This window comes from Paraburkholderia sp. SUR17 (assembly GCF_029536165.1).
Classification (GTDB): Bacteria; Pseudomonadota; Gammaproteobacteria; order Burkholderiales; family Burkholderiaceae; genus Paraburkholderia; species Paraburkholderia kururiensis.
Genome location: NZ_CP120508.1, coordinates 517,870 through 539,765 on the forward strand (window position 1 = coordinate 517,870; position 21,896 = coordinate 539,765).

Annotated in this window: 19 protein-coding genes; 13 read left to right on the forward strand and 6 right to left on the reverse strand. The window is 66.6% G+C overall.

Translation table 11 applies throughout. The features are described from left to right. Positions 1-123 precede the first annotated feature (123 nt). Together xylB and dalD are read right to left on the reverse strand one after the other, a co-directional pair. A complete protein-coding gene (gene xylB / locus P2869_RS02350) occupies positions 124-1,605 on the reverse strand; it encodes a xylulokinase (protein ID WP_017772849.1) in 1,482 nt (493 codons plus the stop codon). A gap of 84 nt (positions 1,606-1,689) precedes the next feature. Beyond that, entirely contained in the window at positions 1,690-3,111 is a 1,422-nt protein-coding gene (gene dalD, locus P2869_RS02355; protein WP_277597349.1) for a D-arabinitol 4-dehydrogenase, read from the reverse strand. Positions 3,112-3,247: 136 nt separating this feature from the next. Here dalD and P2869_RS02360 point away from each other — a divergent pair, with 136 nt between their 5' ends. The 8 genes from P2869_RS02360 to P2869_RS02395 all read left to right on the forward strand — a co-directional run bounded on the left by P2869_RS02360 (position 3,248) and on the right by P2869_RS02395 (position 11,736). Continuing rightward, entirely contained in the window at positions 3,248-3,520 is a 273-nt protein-coding gene (locus P2869_RS02360; protein WP_277597350.1) for a hypothetical protein, read from the forward strand. Positions 3,521-3,578: 58 nt separating this feature from the next. After that, positions 3,579-4,595, forward strand: a complete 1,017-nt coding sequence (locus P2869_RS02365; protein WP_277597351.1) for an AraC family transcriptional regulator — start codon at positions 3,579-3,581, stop codon at positions 4,593-4,595. A gap of 99 nt (positions 4,596-4,694) precedes the next feature. Beyond that, positions 4,695-5,675: an ABC transporter substrate-binding protein gene (locus P2869_RS02370; RefSeq protein WP_277597352.1), complete on the forward strand. Its 981-nt coding sequence runs from the start codon at positions 4,695-4,697 to the stop codon at positions 5,673-5,675. A 66-nt stretch (positions 5,676-5,741) separates the two neighbouring features. Next, positions 5,742-7,271, forward strand: a complete 1,530-nt coding sequence (locus P2869_RS02375) for a sugar ABC transporter ATP-binding protein (protein WP_277597353.1) — start codon at positions 5,742-5,744, stop codon at positions 7,269-7,271. Further along, positions 7,258-8,289: an ABC transporter permease gene (locus P2869_RS02380; protein WP_277597354.1), complete on the forward strand. Its 1,032-nt coding sequence runs from the start codon at positions 7,258-7,260 to the stop codon at positions 8,287-8,289. The genes P2869_RS02375 and P2869_RS02380 overlap by 14 nt, the downstream gene beginning before the upstream one ends. Positions 8,290-8,350: 61 nt before the next feature. Next, the gene (locus P2869_RS02385; RefSeq protein WP_277597355.1) at positions 8,351-9,439 is read left to right on the forward strand and encodes an alcohol dehydrogenase catalytic domain-containing protein; all 1,089 of its coding nucleotides are present in this window, start codon (positions 8,351-8,353) and stop codon (positions 9,437-9,439) included. A gap of 18 nt (positions 9,440-9,457) precedes the next feature. Next, positions 9,458-11,002, forward strand: coding sequence for an FGGY-family carbohydrate kinase (locus tag P2869_RS02390; RefSeq protein ID WP_277597356.1), 1,545 nt, complete (start codon positions 9,458-9,460; stop codon positions 11,000-11,002). Next, positions 10,999-11,736 carry an SDR family oxidoreductase gene (locus P2869_RS02395; protein ID WP_277597357.1) on the forward strand — a complete coding sequence of 246 codons (738 nt, stop codon included), beginning with the start codon at positions 10,999-11,001 and terminating at the stop codon, positions 11,734-11,736. Before P2869_RS02390 ends, P2869_RS02395 begins: the two co-directional genes overlap by 4 nt. 37 nt (positions 11,737-11,773) lie before the next feature. Here P2869_RS02395 and miaA read toward each other — a convergent pair whose 3' ends face one another. Beyond that, positions 11,774-12,757, reverse strand: a complete 984-nt coding sequence (gene miaA, locus P2869_RS02400; protein ID WP_277597358.1) for a tRNA (adenosine(37)-N6)-dimethylallyltransferase MiaA — start codon at positions 12,755-12,757, stop codon at positions 11,774-11,776. Next, entirely contained in the window at positions 12,754-14,823 is a 2,070-nt protein-coding gene (gene mutL, locus P2869_RS02405; protein ID WP_277597359.1) for a DNA mismatch repair endonuclease MutL, read from the reverse strand. The genes miaA and mutL overlap by 4 nt, the downstream gene beginning before the upstream one ends. 503 nt (positions 14,824-15,326) lie before the next feature. Here mutL and P2869_RS02410 point away from each other — a divergent pair. Continuing rightward, on the forward strand, positions 15,327-16,016 hold the full coding sequence (locus P2869_RS02410) for a VTT domain-containing protein (RefSeq protein WP_017772861.1): 690 nt from the start codon (positions 15,327-15,329) through the stop codon (positions 16,014-16,016). Positions 16,017-16,088: 72 nt separating this feature from the next. Next, positions 16,089-17,804, forward strand: coding sequence for a SulP family inorganic anion transporter (locus P2869_RS02415; RefSeq protein ID WP_277597360.1), 1,716 nt, complete (start codon positions 16,089-16,091; stop codon positions 17,802-17,804). Between the two features lie 90 nt (positions 17,805-17,894). Here the strand turns inward: P2869_RS02415 and P2869_RS02420 are convergent, their stop codons facing one another. Then, positions 17,895-18,833 (reverse strand): LysR family transcriptional regulator, encoded by a 939-nt coding sequence (locus tag P2869_RS02420; RefSeq protein WP_277597361.1) that lies wholly within the window; start codon positions 18,831-18,833, stop codon positions 17,895-17,897. A gap of 178 nt (positions 18,834-19,011) precedes the next feature. Between P2869_RS02420 and P2869_RS02425 the strand changes: the two genes are divergently transcribed. The 3 genes from P2869_RS02425 (at position 19,012) to P2869_RS02435 (ending at position 20,821) form a co-directional block, all read left to right on the forward strand. After that, positions 19,012-19,548, forward strand: coding sequence for a cytochrome b (locus tag P2869_RS02425; protein ID WP_277598036.1), 537 nt, complete (start codon positions 19,012-19,014; stop codon positions 19,546-19,548). Between the two features lie 70 nt (positions 19,549-19,618). Continuing rightward, positions 19,619-20,194 carry a YceI family protein gene (locus P2869_RS02430; RefSeq protein WP_017772865.1) on the forward strand — a complete coding sequence of 192 codons (576 nt, stop codon included), beginning with the start codon at positions 19,619-19,621 and terminating at the stop codon, positions 20,192-20,194. 51 nt (positions 20,195-20,245) lie between these two features. Then, a complete protein-coding gene (locus P2869_RS02435; protein WP_199541645.1) occupies positions 20,246-20,821 on the forward strand; it encodes a YceI family protein in 576 nt (191 codons plus the stop codon). Between the two features lie 196 nt (positions 20,822-21,017). Here P2869_RS02435 and P2869_RS02440 read toward each other — a convergent pair whose 3' ends face one another. Next, positions 21,018-21,734: a GntR family transcriptional regulator gene (locus P2869_RS02440; protein ID WP_017772867.1), complete on the reverse strand. Its 717-nt coding sequence runs from the start codon at positions 21,732-21,734 to the stop codon at positions 21,018-21,020. Positions 21,735-21,896: the final 162 nt, after the last annotated feature.

The following is a 21,896-nucleotide window of genomic DNA, read 5'->3' on the forward strand; positions in this document are numbered from 1 at the left end:
CCTGGGCGGCGCCTGCTGGCTTTACCGGATGCGGGACTATACCAGCGGCGGGAAGGGCGTCTTCGGTGCTTCGGAAGCACTCGCGTCACGTTGCGCGTGGCAAGTGCGTGACGCGACGCGAGGCTAGGCGAGCCGCTCTCGTGACGGATCGAAGAGCGGACGCACATGCCGGTACAACGCGCGAAAACTGTCGAGCCGCGCGCGCAAGGCGACATGGCGCTCGCGATTCGGCGTGAATTCCGCTAGCACGGGCGGCTTCGTCAGCACCACGTGCGGGTCGCCGCCGGCCGCGAGCCAGCCGAGGCGCGCCGCGCCCAGTGCCGCACCCGTTTCGCCGCCGCCGTGCTGGCGCGTGGGCGTGTCGAACGCATCGGCGAGCAGTTGCGCCCAGTAGCGGCTGCGCGCGCCGCCGCCCAGCATCGAAAGCGGACCCGTTTCGGTGCCCGCGGCACGCAGCGCGTCGAGACCGTCGGTGAGCGCGAGCGTCACGCCTTCCAGCACGGCGTAGCCGAGCAGCGCGCGGTCCGTTGCGTGCGTCATGCCGAAGAACACGCCCTGCGCATACGGGTCGTTGTGCGGCGTGCGCTCGCCCGAGAGATAGGGCAAAAAGAGCGGCGCGGTGGCGAGCGCGTCGGGTGAAAGCTGCTCGACTTCGGCGAGCAGCGTGGGTTCGTCGGTGGAGGTGAGCTTGCAGACCCAGCGCAGGCAGCTTGCGGCGGAAAGCACCACGCTCATCTGATGCCAGCGGTCGGGAATCGCGTGACAGAACGCGTGCACGGCCGACGCGGGATTGGGCCGGAAACGGTCGCCCACCACGCACAGCACGCCCGAGGTGCCGAGTGAAACGAAGCCGTCGCCCGGTTGCGTGGCGCCGATGCCGATGGCGCTCGTCGCGTTGTCGCCGCCGCCCGCCGCGACGATCACTTCCGGCGAGAGGCCCAGTTCGCGCGCGACGTTGGGCAGCAACGTGCCCGAAGGCGCGCTGCCTTCGGCAAGACGCGGCATCTGCGAGCGGCGCATGTCGCAGGCCGCGAGCAGCGCGTCAGACCAGTCGCGCTTGGCGACGTCGAGCCAGAGCGTGCCGGCGGCGTCGGACGGATCGGACACCTTGCCGCCTGTCAGCTTGAGACGCAGATAGTCTTTCGGCAGCAGCACGCAGGCCGTTTCGCGAAAGACGTGCGGCTCGTGGCGCGCCACCCATAGCAGCTTTGGCGCGGTGAAGCCGGGCATGGCGAGATTGCCCGCGATGTCGTGCAGCTTCGGCGTGCGCGCGGTGAGTTCCGCGCATTCGTCCACGCTGCGCATGTCGTTCCAGAGAATCGCGGGACGCAGCACGCGGTCGTGCGCATCAAGCAGCACGGCGCCGTGCATCTGTCCCGAAAGGCCGATGCCGCGCACCTGCGCATACGCCTGCGGATGCCGCTCGCGCAGCGTGCGCAGCGCGCTGAGCGTGCCGGCCCACCAGTCCGCGGGATTCTGTTCGGACCAGCGCGGACGCGGGCGCGAGACCGAAAACGGCGTGCCCGCCGTACCGACCACGCGGCCGTCGGCGGCGAGCAGCAGGACTTTCACTTCGGACGTGCCGAGGTCGATGCCGAGGTACATGAGCGCTCAAACTTCGTCGTTAGGAGATGCGCTACTTTAGCCGCATGCCGTGCGTGTCGCCATGCGCATTCACCCCATTCGGCCCTATGCGCGGCCGTCAGCGTTTCGTTTGGCGAGCCACGCGTCGACGCGGGCAAGCGCCACACGCAGCGCACCTTCAAGCGCTGCCGTGCCCGCCATGCGGCCCCATAGCAGACGGTCGGCGGCGAACGCGGCGAGCGGGTCGGCTGCGGCGAATACGGCACGCACCGCGCGTTCGTCCATCACGCCGTCCTGATACGTGTACGGCAATTCGCCACGCTGCCAGCGCTCGAGGAAGCGGAAGAACAGCGCAGGCAATACCGCGGTTGCGGTGGGCTGCATGCCTGCGTCGATGCGTTGCGCGAGCGTGGGTGCAATGAAGCCGGGAATCTTCGAGAAGCCGTCTGCGGCCACGCGCTGGTTCGTGTCCTGAATGAACGGATTGCCGAAGCGTTCGAGCACCACGTCGCGATAGCGCGCGAGGTCGATCGGGCTGGGCGTGAGACACGGGATCACGTCTTCGGTCACGTAGTCGTGCGCGAACTGGCGGATATCGACATCGGCGGTGCCTTCGTGGATGTAGGCGAGGCCCACGAGCGTGCCCGCCCACGCAATGCAGCTATGGCTCGCGTTGAGAATGCGGATCTTCGCTTCCTCGTAAGGCATGACCGACTCGACCAGCTCCGCGCCCGCGCGCTCCCACGCGGGCCGCCCCGCGATGAAATGATCTTCGATCACCCACTGGATGAACGCCTCGCCCATCACGGGGCACGCGTCGTCCACGCCGGTTGCCGCGAGCACGCGCTCGCGCACGTCGGGCGTGGGGCGTGGCGTGATGCGGTCCACCATCGATTCGGGGCACGCCGTGTGGCTGTCGAACCACTGACGCAGCGCGGTCGCGCCGCGGCGGTCGAGAAACTCCGTCATGCCCGCGCGAAAGCGCTTGCCGTTGCTGCGCAGGTTGTCGCAGCTTTGCAGCGTGACGGGGCCCGCGTTGCGGCGCATGCGCTCTTCGAGGATGACGGCGAGCGCGCCGTAGATCGTGGTGCTTCCACCGGCGAGGTCTGCCGCGAGATCGGGGTTCGCCGTGTCGAGCCGGTCGTGTTCGTCGAGGTAGTAGCCGCCTTCCGTCACCGTGAACGAGATGATCTTGCAGGCGGGGTCCGCGCCCGCTTCGACGAGCGGCGCGAGGTCCGCGGCCCAGGGCAGCACGCGGCGAATCGAGCGGATCGTCTCGTACGCGCGCTCGCCCTGCGGCGTCACGGTTTCCAGCGTGTAGACGCCGGACTGCGCGGCGAGCGCGTCGAGCACGGCGTTCATGTCGCCGCGAATGTTGCCGACGGTGAGCGACCAGTCGGGCTCGTCGGGCTGGTTAGGCGTGCGCGACTCGTTCACGCGATGCAGATACCAGGCCTGATGCGCGCGATGAAACGACCCTGCACCGATGTGCAGGATCACGTTCGCACCGCTGCGTTCGGTGTTCATGAGCGTCTCCTGAAGGGCATGCGCACGTGATGACGCACGACCGGCGTGCGTCTGTGCGTTCTATGGCGAATTGAGCGTGAGGTTCGCGAGCGGGCAAGTTGCGCGCAATCAGAACAATTGCTCTACGTTTGAACGAATGATCGTATTCGCCGATACGAAAGTCAAGGCGCGGCCGGCCAGTTTCGGTGGCGCAGCGCGGCGCAGAAGCGTCTGCGAGGCTTGGCTGGACGGAGAGGAAACCGACGAAGGCGAGATGCACACGCAGCACTCCGGCGCTTTGCGCAGGCTGTTGCATTGCACCAAATTTGACCTGAAACGCGTCGGGACTAACCCGAATGCAAAAAAGTATCGGTCCGGGGTCTCATTTCGAGTGGCCCCGCGCGCGCCCGGCGACTACCTTTTCGCCTAACAGAAAGCCACCGCGCTCGATGCGCTGGCCGCTCGACGAGAGACATCAGGAGGAACGCGTGCAACCCGATCTGGAGGTAGTCGACGTACGCCGGGACGAATCGTTCAAGGTGTGGTCGCATGGCTATCCGTACCGCACGGTACGTTGGCACTTTCATCCCGAATTCGAGATCCATCTGATCGTCGCGACCACGGGCAAGATGTTCGTGGGCGACTATATCGGCGGCTTCACGCCCGGCAATCTCGTGCTGATGGGGCCGAACCTGCCGCACAACTGGGTGAGCGACGTGCCCGAAGGCGAGACCATCGCGCAACGCAATCTCGTCGTGCAGTTTGGCCAGGCGTTCGTCTCGCACTGCGCCGAGAGCTTTCCCGAGTGGCGTCAGCTTCAGCCGCTGCTCGACGACTCGCGCCGCGGCGTGCAGTTCGGGCCTGCTACGAGCGCTGCGATCCAGCCGCTTTTCGCCGAATTGCTCGAAGCGCGCGGACTGCGCCGCATCGTGCTGTTCCTCTCGATGATGCAGATTCTCTTCGACGCCACAGACCGCCAGTTGCTCGCGAGCCCCGCGTACCAGATCGACCCCGCGAGCTTCGCGTCCACGCGCATCAACCACGTGCTCTCGTACATCGGCAAGAACCTCGCCACCGACTTGCGCGAAGGCGAACTCGCGCGCCTCGCGGGCCAGAGCCCGAGTGCGTTTTCGCGTTACTTCCGCCGTCACACGGGGCTGCCGTTCGTGCAGTACGTGAACCGCATGCGCATCAACCTCGCGTGCGAGTTGCTGATGGACCCCGAACTGAGCGTCACGGACATCTGCTTCAAGACCGGCTTCAACAACCTCTCGAACTTCAACCGCCAATTCCTCGCCGCCAAGGGCATGGCGCCTTCCATGTTCCGCCGCTACCAGCAGATGAACGACGCAAGCCGCGCCGCATCCGAAGAAGCTGCCGCGCGCGGCACGGGCATCGCCGGGGCGCCTGACATCGTGCCGGCTCCGCAGGCCAGCACGCGCCCGCCGGGCTCGCTGGGCCTGCGCGCGCCGGGTGCCTTGCCAGGCGCCGCTCCACCGGGCTGAGCGCCCGCCCGCGCTTTCCTTTCTTCACCGCAGTTGCACCACCTCGCGCTGCCGCCGGCCGCGCGACGGGATGACTCACACTCAAAAACGGAGACGACCATGACGCATCTTTCTTCCACTGCATCGCCCGCGTGCCCTTCCTTGCATCGGTTGCATCGGCTGCGCTCGCTGCGTCCGCTTGCTGCATGCGCCGCGCTCGCGCTCGGCCTCATGGCGGGCGCCGTGCCCGCTGCGAACGCCGCGCCGCTCAAGATCGGCATGACGTTCCAGGAACTCAACAACCCGTACTTCGTGACGATGCAAAAAGCGCTCAACGACGCGGCCGCCACCATCGGCGCGCAGGTCGTGGTGACGGACGCGCATCACGACGTGAGCAAGCAGGTGAGCGACGTGGAAGACATGCTGCAGAAGAAGATCGACATCCTGCTCGTGAACCCGACGGATTCCACGGGCATTCAGTCCGCCGTCACGTCGGCGAAGAAGGCGGGCGTCGTGGTGGTGGCTGTGGACGCCAACGCGAACGGCCCCGTCGATTCGTTCGTCGGCTCGCGCAATTTCGACGCGGGCGCCATGTCGTGCGAGTACCTCGCAAAAGCGATTGGCGGCAGCGGCGAAGTGGCGATTCTCGACGGCATTCCCGTGGTGCCCATTCTCGAACGCGTGCGCGGCTGCAAGTCGGCGCTCGCGAAGTTCCCGAACGTGAAGGTGGTGGACACGCAGAACGGCAAGCAGGAGCGCGCCACGGCGCTCTCCGTCACGGAGAACATGATCCAGGCGCATTCGAACCTGAAGGGCATCTTCAGCGTGAACGACGGCGGGTCGATGGGCGCGCTCTCGGCCATCGAATCCTCGGGCAAGGACATCAAGCTCACGAGCGTGGACGGCGCGCCCGAAGCCATCGCCGCCATCCAGAAGCCGAACTCGAAATTCATCGAAACCTCCGCGCAGTTTCCGCGTGACCAGATCCGCATTGCCATCGGCATTGCGCTCGCGAAGAAGTGGGGCGCCAATGTGCCGAAGACGATTCCGGTCGACGTGAAGCTCGTCGACAAGGACAACGCGAAGGGCTTTAGCTGGTAAGCGTGAACGCTTGCGGCGCGCTGCGTGAACCCGCGCGCCGCAGGCAAAGCGAGAGGTGAAGAGGCAATGGAACCGATATTGCAGCTCGACGGCATCACGAAGCGCTTTCCCGGCGTGACGGCGCTGCAGGACATTCACCTGCGCGTTGCGCCCGGCGAAATTCACGCGCTGCTCGGCGAAAACGGCGCGGGCAAATCGACGCTCATGAAGATTCTGTGCGGCATCTATCAACCGGATGCGGGCAGCATCGTGATCGACGGCGAGGCGCGCCACTTCGCGAACTATCACGACGCCGTGGCGGCGGGCGTAGGCATCGTGTTTCAGGAGTTCAGCCTGATTCCGTACCTGAACCCCGTGGAGAACATGTTTCTGGGACGCGAGTTGCGTAACCGCTTCGGCATGATGGAGCGCGCCCGCATGCGCCGCGCGGCGGCGGAGATCTTCGCGCGGCTCGACGTCGATATCGATCTCACGGTGCCGGTGCGCGAGCTTTCGGTGGCGCAGCAACAGTTCGTGGAAATCGGCAAGGCGCTCTCGCTCGATGCGCGCATCCTGATTCTCGACGAGCCCACGGCGACGCTCACGCCCGCCGAGGCCGGGCATCTCTTCACGATCATGCGCGAGCTGCGGCAGCAGGGCGTGGCGATGATCTTCATCTCGCACCACCTCGACGAGATCTTCGAGGTATGCGACCGCATCACGGTGCTGCGCGACGGGCAATACGTGGGCACGACGGAAGTGCACGACACCGACGTGGGCCGGCTCGTGGAGATGATGGTGGGGCGGCGCATCGAAAACAGCTTTCCGCCGAAGCCCGTCACGCCGCCGCATGCGCGCCGCGCGAAGCCGGTGCTCGAAGTGGAGGCGCTGCAACTGCATCGCGACGGACCGGTCAACCGCTTCACGCTGCACGAAGGCGAGATTCTGGGTTTCGCGGGACTCGTGGGATCGGGCCGAACGGAAACGGCGCTCGCCGTGATCGGCGCCGAGCCCGCGCACGTGAGGGAAGTGCGTGTACGCGGCGAGGCCGCGCACTTCACCGACCCGGCCGATGCGCTCGCCGCGGGCATCGGCGTCCTGCCCGAAAGCCGCAAGACCGAAGGGCTCATCACGGACTTCTCGATTCGCCACAACATCTCTATCAACAACCTCGGCAAGTACCGCAGCCTGCGCTTCTTCGTGGACCGGCGCGGCGAGGCGCGCACCACCGCGGACGTGGTGAAGCGCGTAGGCGTGAAGGCGCCTTCCATCGACACGCGCGTGGAAACGCTTTCGGGCGGCAACCAGCAGAAGGTGGTGATTGCGCGCTGGCTCAACCACCACGCCGACATCCTGATCTTCGACGAACCCACGCGCGGCATCGACGTGGGCGCGAAGGCCGAGATCTATCAGCTGATGCGCGAACTCACGGCGCGCGGCTATTCGATCGTGATGATTTCGTCGGAGCTGCCCGAGATCGTGGGCATGTGCGACCGCGTCGCCGTATTCCGGCAAGGCCGCATCGAAGCGACGCTCGAAGGCGACGACATCGATCCGAACATCGTGATGACTTATGCGACCTCTGGCGCATCCGGAGTGCAACATGAATCTGCGTAACGAACCTTCTTCTTCAGCATCGGCATCCGGCACAGGTGCATCGACCTTGTCGGTGCGCCGCGAACCAGAGCCGCTTTCGTTGCATCGCATCTGGCACGCGCTGCGTCGCTCCACGCTGTTCTATCCGTTCGTCGGACTCGTCGTGGTCTGCGTCGCGATGATGTTCGCGAGCAGCAGCTTTCTCTCCGCGTCGAACCTCGAAAACGTGCTGCGGCAGGTCTCCATCAACGCGATCATCGCGGTGGGCATGACCTGCGTGATTCTGACGGGCGGCATCGACCTCTCGGTGGGCTCCGTGATGGCGCTCTCCGGCACGCTGGCCGCAGGGCTCATGGTGGCCGGCATGAACGCGGTGGCGGCGCTCGTGGTGGGCATTGCCGTGGGGCTCGGGTTCGGCGTGGCCAACGGCTTCTTCGTCGCCTTCGCGGGCATGCCGCCCATCATCGTGACGCTGGCCACCATGGGCGTGGCGCGCGGTCTCGCGCTCATCTACACGGGCGGCTATCCCATCGACGGCCTGCCCGACTGGGTCGGCTTCTTCGGCAGCGGCAAGGTGTTCGGCATCCAGGCGCCGGTGCTCATCATGCTCGTGGTCTATCTGCTCGCGTGGCTGCTGCTCGAACGCATGCCGTTTGGCCGCTACGTCTACGCGATTGGCGGGAACGAACAGGCCACGCGGCTTTCCGGCGTGCGCGTGGCGCGCGCGAAGCTCGTCGTGTACACGCTCTCGGGACTCACCTCGGCGCTCGCCGCCATCGTGCTCACCGCGCGCCTCATGAGCGGGCAGCCGAACGCGGGCGTGGGGTTCGAGCTGGACGCCATCGCGGCCGTCGTGATGGGCGGCACGTCCATTTCAGGCGGACGCGGATCGATTGTCGGCACGCTGATTGGCGCGCTGTTGCTCGGCGTGCTGAACAACGGTCTGAACATGGTCGGCGTGAATCCGTACGTGCAGAACGTCATCAAGGGCGGAATCATCCTGCTCGCCATCTACATCAGCCGCGAACGTCGCAAGTAAGGGCGCGGTGCTCTCTCAATCTCTTTCGTTTGAACGTGAACTGGACACAACAGGCAAACCCATGACGACTCAAGACAACGATCAGCAGATGACGGCCATCGTGTGCCACGCACCGAAGGACTATCGCGTGGAGCAGGTGCGCAGGCCGCGCGCGGGGACGCACGAACTCGTGATTCGCATTGCGGCGTGCGGCATCTGCGCGAGCGACTGCAAATGCCATTCGGGCGCAAAGATGTTCTGGGGCGGCCCGAGCCCCTGGGTGAAGGCACCCGTCATTCCGGGCCACGAGTTCTTCGGCTACGTGGAAGAAGTGGGCGAGGGCGCCGCCGAGCACTTCGGCGTGAAAGTGGGCGAACGCGTGATCGCCGAGCAGATCGTGCCGTGCGGCAAGTGCCGCTATTGCCGCTCGGGCCAGTACTGGATGTGCGAGGTGCACAACATCTTCGGCTTTCAGCGCGAAGTGGCCGACGGCGGCATGGCCGAATACATGCGCATTCCGCCCACGGCGATCGTGCATAAGATTCCCGACGGCATTTCGCTCGAAGACGCCGCGATCATCGAACCGCTCGCGTGCGCGATTCACACCGTCAATCGCGGCGACGTCCAGCTGGACGACGTGGTGGTGATCGCGGGCGCCGGGCCGCTCGGGCTCATGATGACGCAGGTGGCGCACCTCAAGACGCCGAAGAAACTCGTCGTGATCGACCTCGTGGAAGAGCGGCTCGCATTGGCCCGCGAATACGGCGCGGACGTCACGATCAATCCCACGCGCGAAGATGCGCTCGCCATCGTGCGCTCGCTCACCAACGACTACGGCTGCGACGTCTACATCGAAACCACGGGCGTGCCCGCGGGCGTGAACCAGGGCATGGACCTGATCCGCAAGCTGGGCCGCTTCGTCGAGTTCTCCGTATTCGGCAGCGACGCTACGGTGGACTGGTCGATCATCGGCGACCGCAAGGAACTCGACGTGCGCGGCGCGCACCTGGGGCCGTACTGCTACCCCATCGCCATCGACCTGCTCGCGCGCGGGCTCGTCACGTCGAAGGGGATTGTCACGCACGGCTTTTCGCTGGAAGAATGGGACGAGGCGATCAAGGTGGCGAACTCGCTCGATTCGATCAAGGTGCTCATGAAGCCACGCAAATAGCAGAACTACGGAGACAGCATGGAATACGTCATCGGCGTGGACATCGGCACGCAAAGCACCAAGGCGCTGCTCGTGGACCGCAACGGCGCGATCGTGGCGCAGCATGCCTCGGCCTACCAGCCCGATACGCCGAAGCCGCTCTGGGCCGAGCAATGGCCTTCGGTGTGGCTCAAGGCCGTGAGCGAGTGCATTGCACGTTGCGTGGCGACGGCGCGCGAAGCAGGCGTGGCGGCGGCGGACATCAAGGCGGTATGCGTGAGCAGCCTGTACGGTGGATCGGGCATTGCCGTGGACAACGAGATGCGCCCGCTCTACCCGTGCCTCATCTGGATGGACCGCCGCGCCACGGCCGAAGTGGAATGGGTACGCGAGCACGTGGACCTCGAACGGCTCTACGCAATTACGGGCAACGGCGTGGACAGCTACTACGGCTACACGAAGATCCTGTGGCTGCGCGAGCATCAGCCGGACGTGTGGGCGAACACGCGCTACTTCCTGCCGCCGAACGCGTACATCATCTATTTGCTCACGGGCGAGATTGCCGTGGACCACAGCTCGGCGGGCAACATCGGCGGGGTCTACGACATCGCGCGGCGCGACTGGTCCGACGAGGCGCTCGACATGCTCGGCATTCCGGCCACGATGATGCCCGAGCGTCTTGTGGAGTCGTCCGAGGTGGTGGGCGGGTTGCTCTCGCAATGGTGCGAGTCGCTCGGACTCGAAGCGGGTACGGCCGTGGTGGCGGGCGGCGTGGACGCGGCCGTGGCCACCTTCGCGGCCGGCGTGACGAAGCCGGGCCAGCACGTGGCGATGATCGGCACCAGCATGTGCTGGGGCTACATCAATCAGCAGGTGGACGCGCATCACGGGCTCGTGGCCATGCCGCACGTGTTCAACGCGCAGCGCGACCTCTACGTGTTTGGCGGCGCGATCACGGCGGGCGCGTCGGTCACCTGGTATCGCGAGCAGTTCTGCCACGCGGAGATCGAGGCTGCGCGCGCCACGTCGCACGGCGACGCGCATCGCCTGCTCGAAGAGGCCGCGTCCAGCGTGCCCGCAGGCTCGGACGGCGTGACGTTTCTGCCGTATCTGATGGGCGAGCGCAGCCCCGTGTGGGACGCGAAGGCGAGCGGCGCGTTCGTCGGGCTGAGCCTCTTTCATACGCGGGCACATCTGTACCGCGCGGTGCTCGAAGGCGTGTCGTTCGCGTTGCAGCACAACATCGAGGCGGGCCGCCAAGGCGCGCGCTCGCTCGACGACCGGCTCATCGTGGTAGGCGGCGCGGCACATTCGAACCTCTGGATGCAGATCATCGCGGACATCACGGGCTATCGCGTTTTCACCATCGAGCAGGACGTGGAGGCCGCGATGGGCGCCGCGCTGCTCGCGGCGGTGGGTGCGGGCGTGACCTCGCACGAAGCCGCGGAGCGCGGCTGGATCACGCTCGTGGAGCGCGCGCAGCCGGACGTCGCGCGCAAGGCGCTCTACGCCGAACGCTACGACGTCTACAAAGACCTCTACCCGGCGCTCAAGCCGATCATGCACAGACTGCAACCCACATGAACACGCAATTCGATTTCAGCGGACGCTCGATCCTCGTGACAGGCGCATCGAGCGGCATTGGACGCACAACCGTGGAGCGCCTGTGCGCCAGCGGCGCGAAGGTAGTCGCGGCGGCGCGCAACGTGGAGGCGCTCGCACAACTGGCCGGGCAAACGGGCTGCGAGCCGCTCGCGCTCGACGTGAGCGACGAAGCCGCGATAGCCGACGCCTTCGCCGCGCTCGGTCCGTTCGATGGCCTCGTGAACTGCGCGGGCGTGACGGGGCTTGCGCCCGCGCTCGACACCACCGCCGAAGGCTTCGATCGCCTGATGGCCGTGAACGCGCGCGGCGCGGCGCTGGTAGCGCGGCACGTGGCGCGCGGCATGATCGACGCGAAGCGCGCGGGCAGCATCGTCAACGTGTCGAGTCAGGCGTCGCTTGCCGCGCTCGATCAGCATCTGGCCTACTGCGCGTCGAAGGCGGCGCTCGATGCGATTACGCGCGTGTTGTGCCTCGAACTCGGGCCGTACGGCATTCGCGTGAACAGCGTCAATCCCACGGTGACGCTCACGCCAATGGCGGTCGAGGCCTGGAGCGAGCCGACGAAGCGCGCGGCGGCGCTCGAACGCATTCCGCTCAAGCGCTTCGCCGAGCCGCACGAAGTGGCCGCGCCCGTGATGTTTCTGTTGAGCGATGCTGCTTCGATGATTAGCGGCGTGGCGTTGCCCGTGGACGGCGGGTTTCTCGCGCAGTGAAACGTGTGCCCGGCGTGGGCCCGTTATGGGCTGCTCGTTATGAATTGCTTAATGCCTGCTCGATTGCGAGTACCGCGCGTTCCGTCGCATCGCTCGCGCAGCAGTCGATCACGATGCGTTCGGGCATGGAGCGCAGCCACGTAAGCTGGCGTTTGCAGAGTTGCCGCGTGGCGAAGATGCCTTTGTCGCGCATGGTCGCGTAATCGATGCTGCCGTCCAGATATTCCCAGGCCTGGCGGTAGCCCACGCAGCGCATCGAAGGCAGACCCGGATGCAGGTCGCCGCGCCCGCGCAGCGCTTTCACTTCGTCGATGAAGCCCGCGGCCAGCATCGCGTCGAAACGCGCTGCGATGCGCGCGTGCAGTACGGCGCGGTCTGAGGGTTCCAACGCGATGGGCACGAAGCGAAACGCGCGCGCGGGGTCGTCTTCGTTCGCTTGCGTGGGCGCTGAGAGCAGCACGGACATCGGCTGCCCGGTCAGCATGAAGACTTCGAGTGCGCGCTGGATGCGCTGCGAGTCGTTGGGCGCGAGGCGCGCGGCCGTGGCCGGGTCCACCGTGGCGAGCCGCGCGTGCAGCGCGGGCCAGCCTTCGCGTGCGGCGTCGGCGTCGAGCGCGGCGCGAATCGTGGGGTCCGCGGCGGGCAGGTCGTTGAGGCCGTGCGTGAGGGCGCGGTAGTAGAGCATCGTGCCGCCCACCAGCAGCGGTACGTGGCCGCGCGCAACGATCTCGGCAATGACGCGTAGCGCGTCGGCGCGAAAATCGGCGGCGGAGTAGGCGTCGGCGGGGTCGACGATATCGATCAGGTGATGCGCCACCGCTGCGCGCTCTTCGGAGGTGGGCTTCGCGGTGCCGATGTCCATGCCGCGATAGACCAGCGCCGAATCCACGCTGACGATTTCCACCGTGCGCCCGCTCGCCGCGGCGCGCGCCGCGAAGGCGAGTGCCGCCGCGGTCTTGCCGGAGGCGGTGGGGCCGAGCAGGCACGCCACCTGGGTGACGGCTTCAGGCTGCACGCTCATTGACCGCGCATGAAGAGGCGGTCGAGGTCGGCGAGCGTGAGCTGATACCACGTGGGCCGCCCGTGGTTGCACTGGTCGGCGCGTTCGGTGGCTTCCATCTGGCGCAGCAGCGCGTTCATCTCGTCGAGCGTGAGGCGCCGGTTCGCGCGCACGGCGTGATGGCACGCCAGCGTGCCGAGCAGTTCGTGCTGGCGTTCCGTAAGCACGCGCGAGCCGCCGTAAGCGTGCAGGTCGGCGAGCACGGCGCGCGCGAGCGCTTGCAGGTCCGCGTCTTTGAGCAGCGCGGGCACGGCGCGGATGGCCAGCGTGGTGGGCGAGAGCACAGCGATGTCGAAGCCGAGCGCATCCAGCGTGGCGCGCTCTTCTTCCGCAGTGCCGATTTCCACGGCGTCCGCGTGCACGGAAAGCGGAATCAGCAGCGGCTGCACGGCCACGGCGCGTTCGGCGAGCGCGTGCTTGAACTGCTCGTAGAGAATGCGCTCGTGCGCGGCGTGCATGTCGACGATCACGAGGCCGCGCGTATTCTGCGCGAGCACGTAGATGCCGTGGATCTGGCCCAGCGCGAAACCGAGCGGCTGTTCGTCCGAGGCGGAAAACGTCGCGGCGTTGCCTGCGTAGGTGCCGAATGCGCCGTAGGTGCCGGTGTCGTTTTCAGTGGGCGCGTCGCGTGCTTCGAGTACGGTGCTGCCCGCGTCGGTGCCGGCGCCCACGTCTTTGCGGCCGAACAGCGCGTCGTAGAGCGCGAGCGGCTGGGCGACCGGCAACGAGCCCTGCGTCATGCGGCTGTCGCGCAGCCAGGTCGTGCCGGAAGACTGTCCGCGTGCGGCGGCGCCTGTGCCGAATCCGTTGCCAGGCGTGCCACCGAAAGAAGCTGCCGGCGACCCCAACGGCGTGGAGCCGAACGATGCCGGTGCACCGAGCACGCCGAGGTCGGCCGCATGTCCGCCCGCCGTCGTTTCCGGCGACGCCCCCGCATGCCGCGCAAGCGCACGCTGCACGGCATGGAACACGAACTGGTGAATGGATCGCGAGTCGCGAAAGCGCACTTCGATCTTCGAGGGGTGCACGTTCACGTCCACCGCTTCGGGCGGCAGGTCGAGGAACAGCACGTACGACGGGTAACGGTCGCCGTGCAGCACGTCTTCGTAGGCGGAGCGCACGGCGTGCGTGAGCAGCTTGTCGCGCACGAAGCGGCCGTTCACGAAGAAATACTGCTGGTCCGCGCGGCCGCGGCTTGCCGTGGGCAGACCCGCGCAGCCGTACACCGCGAGCGGCCCGGCCGATTCGTCGAGCGGCAGATGCGCCGTGGCGAACGTCTCGCCGAGAATCTTCGCGACGCGCGCGGGCGGCTCGCTCGCGTTCCAGTGTTCGACGGCGCGGCCGTTGTGGAGCACCGAAATCGCCACGTCGGGCCGTGCGAGCGCCGCGCGCCGGATCATCTCCAGGCAGTGGCCCAGCTCCGTCTGCTCGCTCTTCAGGAATTTGCGGCGCGCGGGCGTGTTGAAGTACAGCTCGCGCACTTCGATGGTGGTGCCGCGCGTGCCGGCAGCGGGCGCGAGCACGCCGGTCTGCGCGTCGATGCGGATGGCGTGCGGCGCCTCGTCGGTGCGGCTCGTGATGTACATCTGCGCCACCGACGCAATGGACGCCAGCGCCTCGCCCCGAAACCCGAGCGTCGCAACGGCTTCGAGTTCGGCGAGCGAGCGGATCTTGCTCGTGGCGTGGCGCATCAACGCGAGCGGCAGTTCGGCTTCGGGAATGCCGCAGCCGTCGTCGGTAATGGAGATGCGTTTGACTCCACCTTCGTCGAGCAGGATGCGCAGCGTGGAGGCGCCTGCATCCAGCGCGTTTTCGACGAGTTCCTTGACGACCGACGCCGGCCGCTCCACCACTTCACCGGCGGCGATCTGGCTGATGAGCTGGTCGGGCAGCGGCTGGATGGCGCGCGGCAGCTGCGCGGGACGGGGCGCTGCGCTGGCTACGCGCGTGCTTTCGCCGTCTGTGGCCGCTGGGGTGGCCGCGCTGGCGGCGGAGTCGAGATTTTGGGACTGGGACATGCGGGCCATTATATAAGCGCAGCCTTGGGCGGACTTGTGCTGCGAGGGTGCGGGGCTGGGCGGCTCGGCGCCGTGCGGCTCGACTCGGTTCGGCTCGACTCGGTTCGGCTCGGCTCGACGCGGTGGGGCTCGGTTCAATGCGGCTCGACTTCGCCACCCTCACCCGGCACAGCTTCGCCCCCGCACACTTTTGCCCGGGCATGTCTTCCCATCGCACAGCCGCCCGGCCAGGCACGGCACGCAACGGCGGGACTCCGCCCGCCCGGCGTCTGGCGCGCAGCGAAGTCGCCTTCTTGCCACTCATTTGCGCCCCTTTTGCCCTCTTTCGCCCCCCAAGCGCGACTTCGCACATTGGTGGGGTGCCACGGCCTGGTATCATGGCGCCGTCAGCGCGCCGGCTCGCCATGCCCACCCTCGCCAGCAGCCAAGCCAGGGCCGACAATGCAGGGTTCAGGGCCCGATCATGCCGCGCGCCGCGCTTCACTCCTCCATCCGCTCAATAAGGGACGCCTTTGGATACGCTGCTGCAGTTCGTCAATCTTGTCTTGCACATCGACAAGTTCCTCGGAGTTTTCATCCAGCAATACGGCGCCTGGGTCTACGCGGTGCTGTTTCTGATCGTGTTCTGCGAAACGGGCCTCGTCGTGCTGCCGTTCCTGCCGGGCGACTCGCTGCTGTTCATCGGCGGGGCTTTCGCCGCTGCGCACGAGATGGATCTGGCTGCGCTGATCGTGCTTCTGCTCGTGGCGGCCGTGACGGGCAACACGGTGAACTATCTGGTGGGGCGTGCCATCGGCCCGAAGGTGTTCAGTACGCACATACCGGTGCTGGAACGCTTCCTGGACCGCGCCGCGCTGCAGAAGACCCACGACTTCTACGACCGCCACGGCGGCAAGACCATCGTGCTCGCGCGCTTCATTCCCGTGGTGCGCACGTTTGCGCCCTTCGTGGCGGGCGTGTCGGGCATGTCGATGAAGCGCTTCCAGCTGTTCAACTTCACGGGCGCGCTGTTCTGGGTGCTGCTGCTCGTGCTGCTCGGCTACTTCTTCGGCAACATTCCGTTCATTCGCCAGTACCTGAACGTGATCGTGCTGGTGGGCGTGGGCGCGGCGGTGGTGCCCGTCGCGCTCGGCGCGCTGTGGAAGCTCATGAGCCGCAATGCGTCGGCTGGCTCGGCGCGCAAGCCGGGCGGCGGACGTTAAAAAAGCGACCGTCAAGAGCGACCGCTAGAGCGCCGGCATTGAAAGCGACGATTGCCTGATTCCGGACCTGTCATGTTCATTTCGCCGCAACGCTCTCCCGCCGACCTCCAGCATCCCGAGCAGTTTTCCGCGCTCGAAGAACCGCCGCTGCCGCGGCCCCAGGGCGTGCGGCGCGACGTGCTCGCGGGTCTTTCCATCGCCGGGCTGCTGTTGCCCGAAGCGGTTGCCTACGCGGGTATCGCGAACCTGCCGCCGCAGGCGGGCCTCATCGCGCTGCTCGCGGGGCTCGTGATCTACGCGCTTGTCGGGACAAGCCGCTTTGCGATTGTCTCGGCGACGTCGTCTTCAGCGGCCGTGCTGGCTGCGACGGTGCTCTCCGAGCCTGCGTCCAACGCGGTTGCGCAGCTTTCGCTTGCCGCAGCGCTGGTGGCCACCACGGGCGTGCTCTTCATGCTGGCGGGCGCGGCGCGTCTGGGCGGCATGTCGGACTTCATTGCGCGGCCCGTGCTGCGCGGCTTCACGTTCGGCCTCGCGCTGACCATTCTCATCAAGGAACTGCCGAAGATCGCCGCGGTGCCCGTCAAGCACAGCGATGCCCCGCGCATCCTCGTCGAGTTCTTCCAGCAGGCCTCGCACTGGAACCTGTACAGCGTGGCCGTGGGCGCCGTGGCGCTCGCGATTCTGTTCGGCCTTGGGCGACGCACGCGGCTGCCGGCGTCGGTGGTCGTGATCGTGCTCAGCGTTGCCGCGAGCTATGGGCTCGACTGGCATCGCTACGGCATTGCGTCGGTGGGCGAGATCGATCTGCAGAACATTTCGTTCGGCCTGCCCGTGCTCGGGCGTTCGCAATGGATGCAATCGGCGGAACTCGGCTTCGCCCTGATGCTGATTCTCTATGCCGAGTCGTATGGCTCCATTCGCAACTTCGCGCTCAAGCACGGCGATACGGTGTCGGCCAATCGCGACCTCGTGGCGCTCGGCTGCGCCAACCTGGTGTCGGGGCTGCTGCATGGCATGCCCGTGGGCGCGGGCTATTCGGCCACCTCGGCCAACGAGGCGGCAGGCGCGCAAAGCCGGCTCGCGGGCGTGTGCGCCGCCGTGGTCGTGGGGATCATCGTGCTCGTGCTGCTGCCCGAACTCGCGCGCACGCCGGAGCCGGTGCTGGCCGCCATCGTGATCTTCGCGGTGAGCCATTCGCTGCATCCTTCGGTGTTCAAGCCGTATTGGACCTGGCATCGCGACCGGCTCGTGGTGATCGCGGCGCTGGCCGCGGTGCTCGTGCTCGGCGTGCTGCACGGGTTGCTGGCTGCGATCGGCGTGAGCCTGCTGCTTACGCTGCGCAATCTTTCCGAGCCCAACGTGAGCGTGCTGGGCCGGCTGCGCGGCACGCACGATTTCGTCGACATCTCGGCCCACCCCGACGCGCAACCCATACCGGGCCTGCTGATCGTGCGCCCCGAGGTGCCGCTCTTCTTCGCCAATACGGAACGCGTGCTGGGCCAGGTGCGCGCGCTGCTGCGCGAGGCGGGGACGGTGCAGACGGTGATGATGAGCCTGGAAGAAACGCCTGACGTCGATGGGTCCGCCATCGAGGCGCTGCGCATCTTCGCGGCGGAATGCCGCTCGCGCAATCTGAAGCTGGTACTGGTGCGGCTGAAGCCGAGAGCGCTGCGCGCGTTGCAGCGCGCAGCCGACGACGTGATGCCGGCCGACACGCTGCACGAACTGAGCGTGGACGAATGCGTGTCGTCGGTGAACGGAGCGCAGGCGCCGGCTGCTTCCACGTAGACGTGAGTTGCAAGATCCGGCGACCATCGCGTGCCGGCTGGCGCCGGCAACACCGTCTAGTCCTGCCATGCCCACGATGCCCGCATGAGACTACCGCGCGCCCGGCAGCGGCATGTCGGCGGGCGCGCCTTCGCAGAGGTGGTTGCAGAGCCACCGCGTAGCGGGGCCCGTCGCCGTATCGGTGCGATGGATCAGCGACACGTTGTAGTTCACCCCGCGCCGGTCCGCCAGTTCGACGCGCACGAGCCGCCCCGCATCGAGGTCCGCTTGCACGAGGTGGCGCGGCATCGACCCCCAGCCCAGCCCCGCCAGCAACAGACGATGCTTCGCGCCCAGGTCGCCCAGCTTCCAGGTGCGCGTGCCGTAGACGCCGAAGCTTTGGCCTTCGGTGAGGCGGCTGCGGTCGGTCAGCACGAGCTGGGTATGCTCGCGCGCTTCGGAAACGCGAATGGGCTGCGCGAGGCGCGCGAGCGGATGGTCGGGCGCCGCTACGTGCACCAGTTCCACAGACCAGATCGTTTCGGCTTCTATCACGTGCGGCCAGTTCTGGTTGGGCCCGCTGATACCCACGAGGCATTCGCCGTCCAGCACGAGCTTGAGCACGCCGCCGAGCGCCTCCATCGTGAGGTTCAGCGCGACAGTGGGAAACTCGCGCGCGAACGCCTGGAGCGCTTCGACAAGCCGCTCGGAGGGGAACATCACGTCCACCGCCAGCGACACTTCGCTCTCCAGCCCGCGTTGCAGGCCGGCCGCCTTGGCGCTCAGCTGGCCGGCGAGCAGGTCGAGGCGCCGGGCGTCGGCGAGAATCGCGCGGCCGGCGGCGGTGAGTTGCGGACGCCGCTTGCCGCGCTCGAAGAGCGCGACGCCCAGCTGCGTTTCGAGGCTCGCAATGGCGTAGCTCACGACCGACTGCGCGCGCCCGAGCCGCTCGGCCGCGGCGGAGAAACTGCCGGTCTCGCTGACGGCGATGAGCGTGCGCAGTTGATCGAGGCTCGGGCTGCGGTCTTGCGGTTGGGTAGGGCGGTTCACGCGATGTATCGAAAAATTGGATATGAATGATCTAGTTTAGCCGGTTGTTTGAATAGGAGGCGTTCGGTACAGTCCGCGAACCTGTTTTCATTGCGTGCCGATTGCCTTGTCCACTTCCCGTTCCCGTCCGCTTTCCGAAGCCACTTCGTCCGTCGCGCCCGCGAGCCGTTACAGCGCCGTGGCCATGCTGCTCCACTGGAGCGTGGCCGCGCTGATCGTCTGGGGCTTCGCGCTCGGCTGGATCATGACCGACATCCCGGGCATCACGCCCACCAAGCTGCGCTATTTCTCGTGGCACAAGTGGATCGGCGTCACGGTGCTCGTGCTCGCCCTCGCGCGCGTTGTCTGGCGTGCCACGCACCGTCCCCCCGCGCTGCCCGACGCGATGCACGGCTGGGAGAAGCTGGCCGCTCACGCGGGCCACGCCGCGCTCTACGTGCTGATGTTCGCGGTGCCGGTGAGCGGCTATCTCTATAGCTCGGCGGCCGGCATTCAGGTGGTTTATCTGGGCGTGCTGCCGCTGCCCACGCTGATCGGCCCCGACGACGCGCTCAAGGTCGTGCTGAAGACCGTGCATATCGCGCTCGATTACGCGCTGGCCGCCGTCGTCGTGGGGCATCTGCTTGCCGTGGTCAAACACGAACTGCTCGACAGGCAGCGCATCGTGGCTCGCATGCTGCCGTTCGGCGGGCGGGGCGGCGCATCGGGTCGTTGATCGCAACACCGCGATCCCTTCGCTTCACCGCTCATCGCTCACCACACAACATTCATCGCACTCACCCGATATGAACCGACGTCTCGTTTCGCTTTGCGCGCTCGCCGCATCCGCCGCCTTCGTGGCGGGCGCCGCCGCGCTTTCGCTTCCCGCGCTCGCCGCTACCGATGCCTCGAAGACCAGCGTCAGCGCCGTCTTCAAGCAGATGAACGTGCCCGTGGAAGGCAAGTTCAACCGCATCAACGCGGCGATCCGCTTCGACCCGGCGAACGCCGCCGCGGGCAGCGCGAAGATCGACATCGACGTGGCGAGCTTCGACCTCGGCTCGCCCGAATACAACAAGGAAGTGGCGGGCAAGGAATGGTTCGACGCCGCTGCCTGGCCCCACGCTACCTTCGTTTCCACGCAGATCAAGCCGGCGGCCAATGGCGCCTACAGCGTGGCCGGCAAGCTCACCATCAAGGGCAAGACCACCGACGTCGTGGTGCCCGTGCAATTCCGCAAGGACGGCGCGAACGAAGTGTTCGACGGCACGCTGCCCATCAAGCGCTTGGCCTACGGCATTGGCGACGGCGAATGGAAAGACACCTCCGTCGTGGCCGACGACGTGCAGATCAAGTTTCACATCGTCAGCGCGGGCAAGTGACGCGCTCGATCTTTTGTCTCAACCGTTTTCCGCAAACCAGGAAGTGAACACATGAAGACCCGCCTTTCGCTCATCGCCGCACTCGCCGCCGTTCTCTCCGCACCCGCGTTCGCGACCACCTACAACCTCGATCCGACCCACACGTACCCGAGCTTCGAAACCGACCACTTCGGCGGCGTTTCGGTGTGGCGCGGCAAGTTCACGAAGTCGAGCGGCACGGTGGTGCTGGACCGCGCAGCGAAGACCGGTACCGTGGACGTGACCATCGACGCATCGTCCATCGACACCGGCAACGGCGCGCTCGACAAGCACGTGCGCTCGGCCGAAATGCTCGACGTCGAGAAGTACCCGACGGCCGTCTACAAGGGCACGTCCATCCGCTTCGACGGCGACAAGCCCGTGGAAGTGATCGGCACCTTCACGCTGCATGGCGTGACCAAGCCGCTGAACCTGAAGATCGATTCGTTCAAGTGCTTCACGAACCCGATGCTCAAGCGCGAAGTGTGCGGTGCAGACGCTACCGCCCAGTTCGACCGTGCCGACTTCGGCGTGAACTACGGCCAGGCCTATGGCTTCAAGATGGCCACCACGCTGCAGATCCAGGTGGAAGGCGTGAAGGCTGACTGAGGCTGGTTGAGCTGGCTGAGCCTGACCGGAGGCGGCGTTAGCGCGGTTGCTTGCGCGCCGCATCGGTCAACAGACGCAATCAGACGCAGGCAGTGAAAAGCCCGTGTGCTCTTTCGAGGCACACGGGCTTTTTTCATTCCCTGCGGACTTTCTCGTCAACCTCGGCTGCCCTTACGCACCCCCTTGCGGCACCCCCTTACGCCCCACTGACCGCCTGCTGCTGCGCGTCCTGGAGCAGCACCGCGTCGCGCTTGTCGAGCAGATGCTGGCGCAGGATCGTGGCGAGCCGCTTGCCATCGCGTGATTCGAGCGCCTTGATCATCTCTTCGTGGTCGTGCACGGCGTGGTCCCACTTCGACGCCGAGAAGTTCGAGCGAAACCGCAGCGCCTGCAAACGCCGGTTGATCGAAAGCCACGTCTGTCTCAACGCCGAATTGCGCGCGGCCTCGTTGATGCGGTCGTGAATCTGCATGTTGCGGCTGTAGTAGCCGGGCAGGTCGTTCTGCGCGTGGCAGGCCAGCATTTCGTAGTGCAGCGCCTTGATCTGCGCGAGTTCCGCAGGCGTGATGCGCTCGCAGGCCAGTTCGCCCGAGAACGCTTCGAGCCCGCTCATCAGTTCGAACATCTCGCGAATCTCGGCGGCCGACATGCGCGACACCGACGCGCCGCGATTCGGCGAAATATCGATCAGCCCTTCCGCTGCCAGCACCTTCAGTGCCTCGCGCAGCGGCGTGCGCGAGATGCCCAGCATTTCGCAGAGTTCGCGTTCGTTGAGCTTCACGCCGGGCGCGAGTCGCCCCTCCACGATGAAGTTGCGCAAGTGCTCCACCACCGTGTCGTGCAGACGCAGCCGCTCGACGCGCGGCAAGGTGGGCGTGAAAGAGGCGTCGTCGGCGATATCTGTATTTCGCATGCAATTTCCCGTCATCGAATCGCGTCAGCCGGCGGCCTGGCCAGACGCGAGCGGTATTTTACCAACGCGGACCGGATGTTCGGATTCTAGTGCCAGACAAGGCGTGACGCGGCCTCTGCGAGGCTAAGGGTTTGTCCTGGCCGCTGTGATGCACATTGCGCC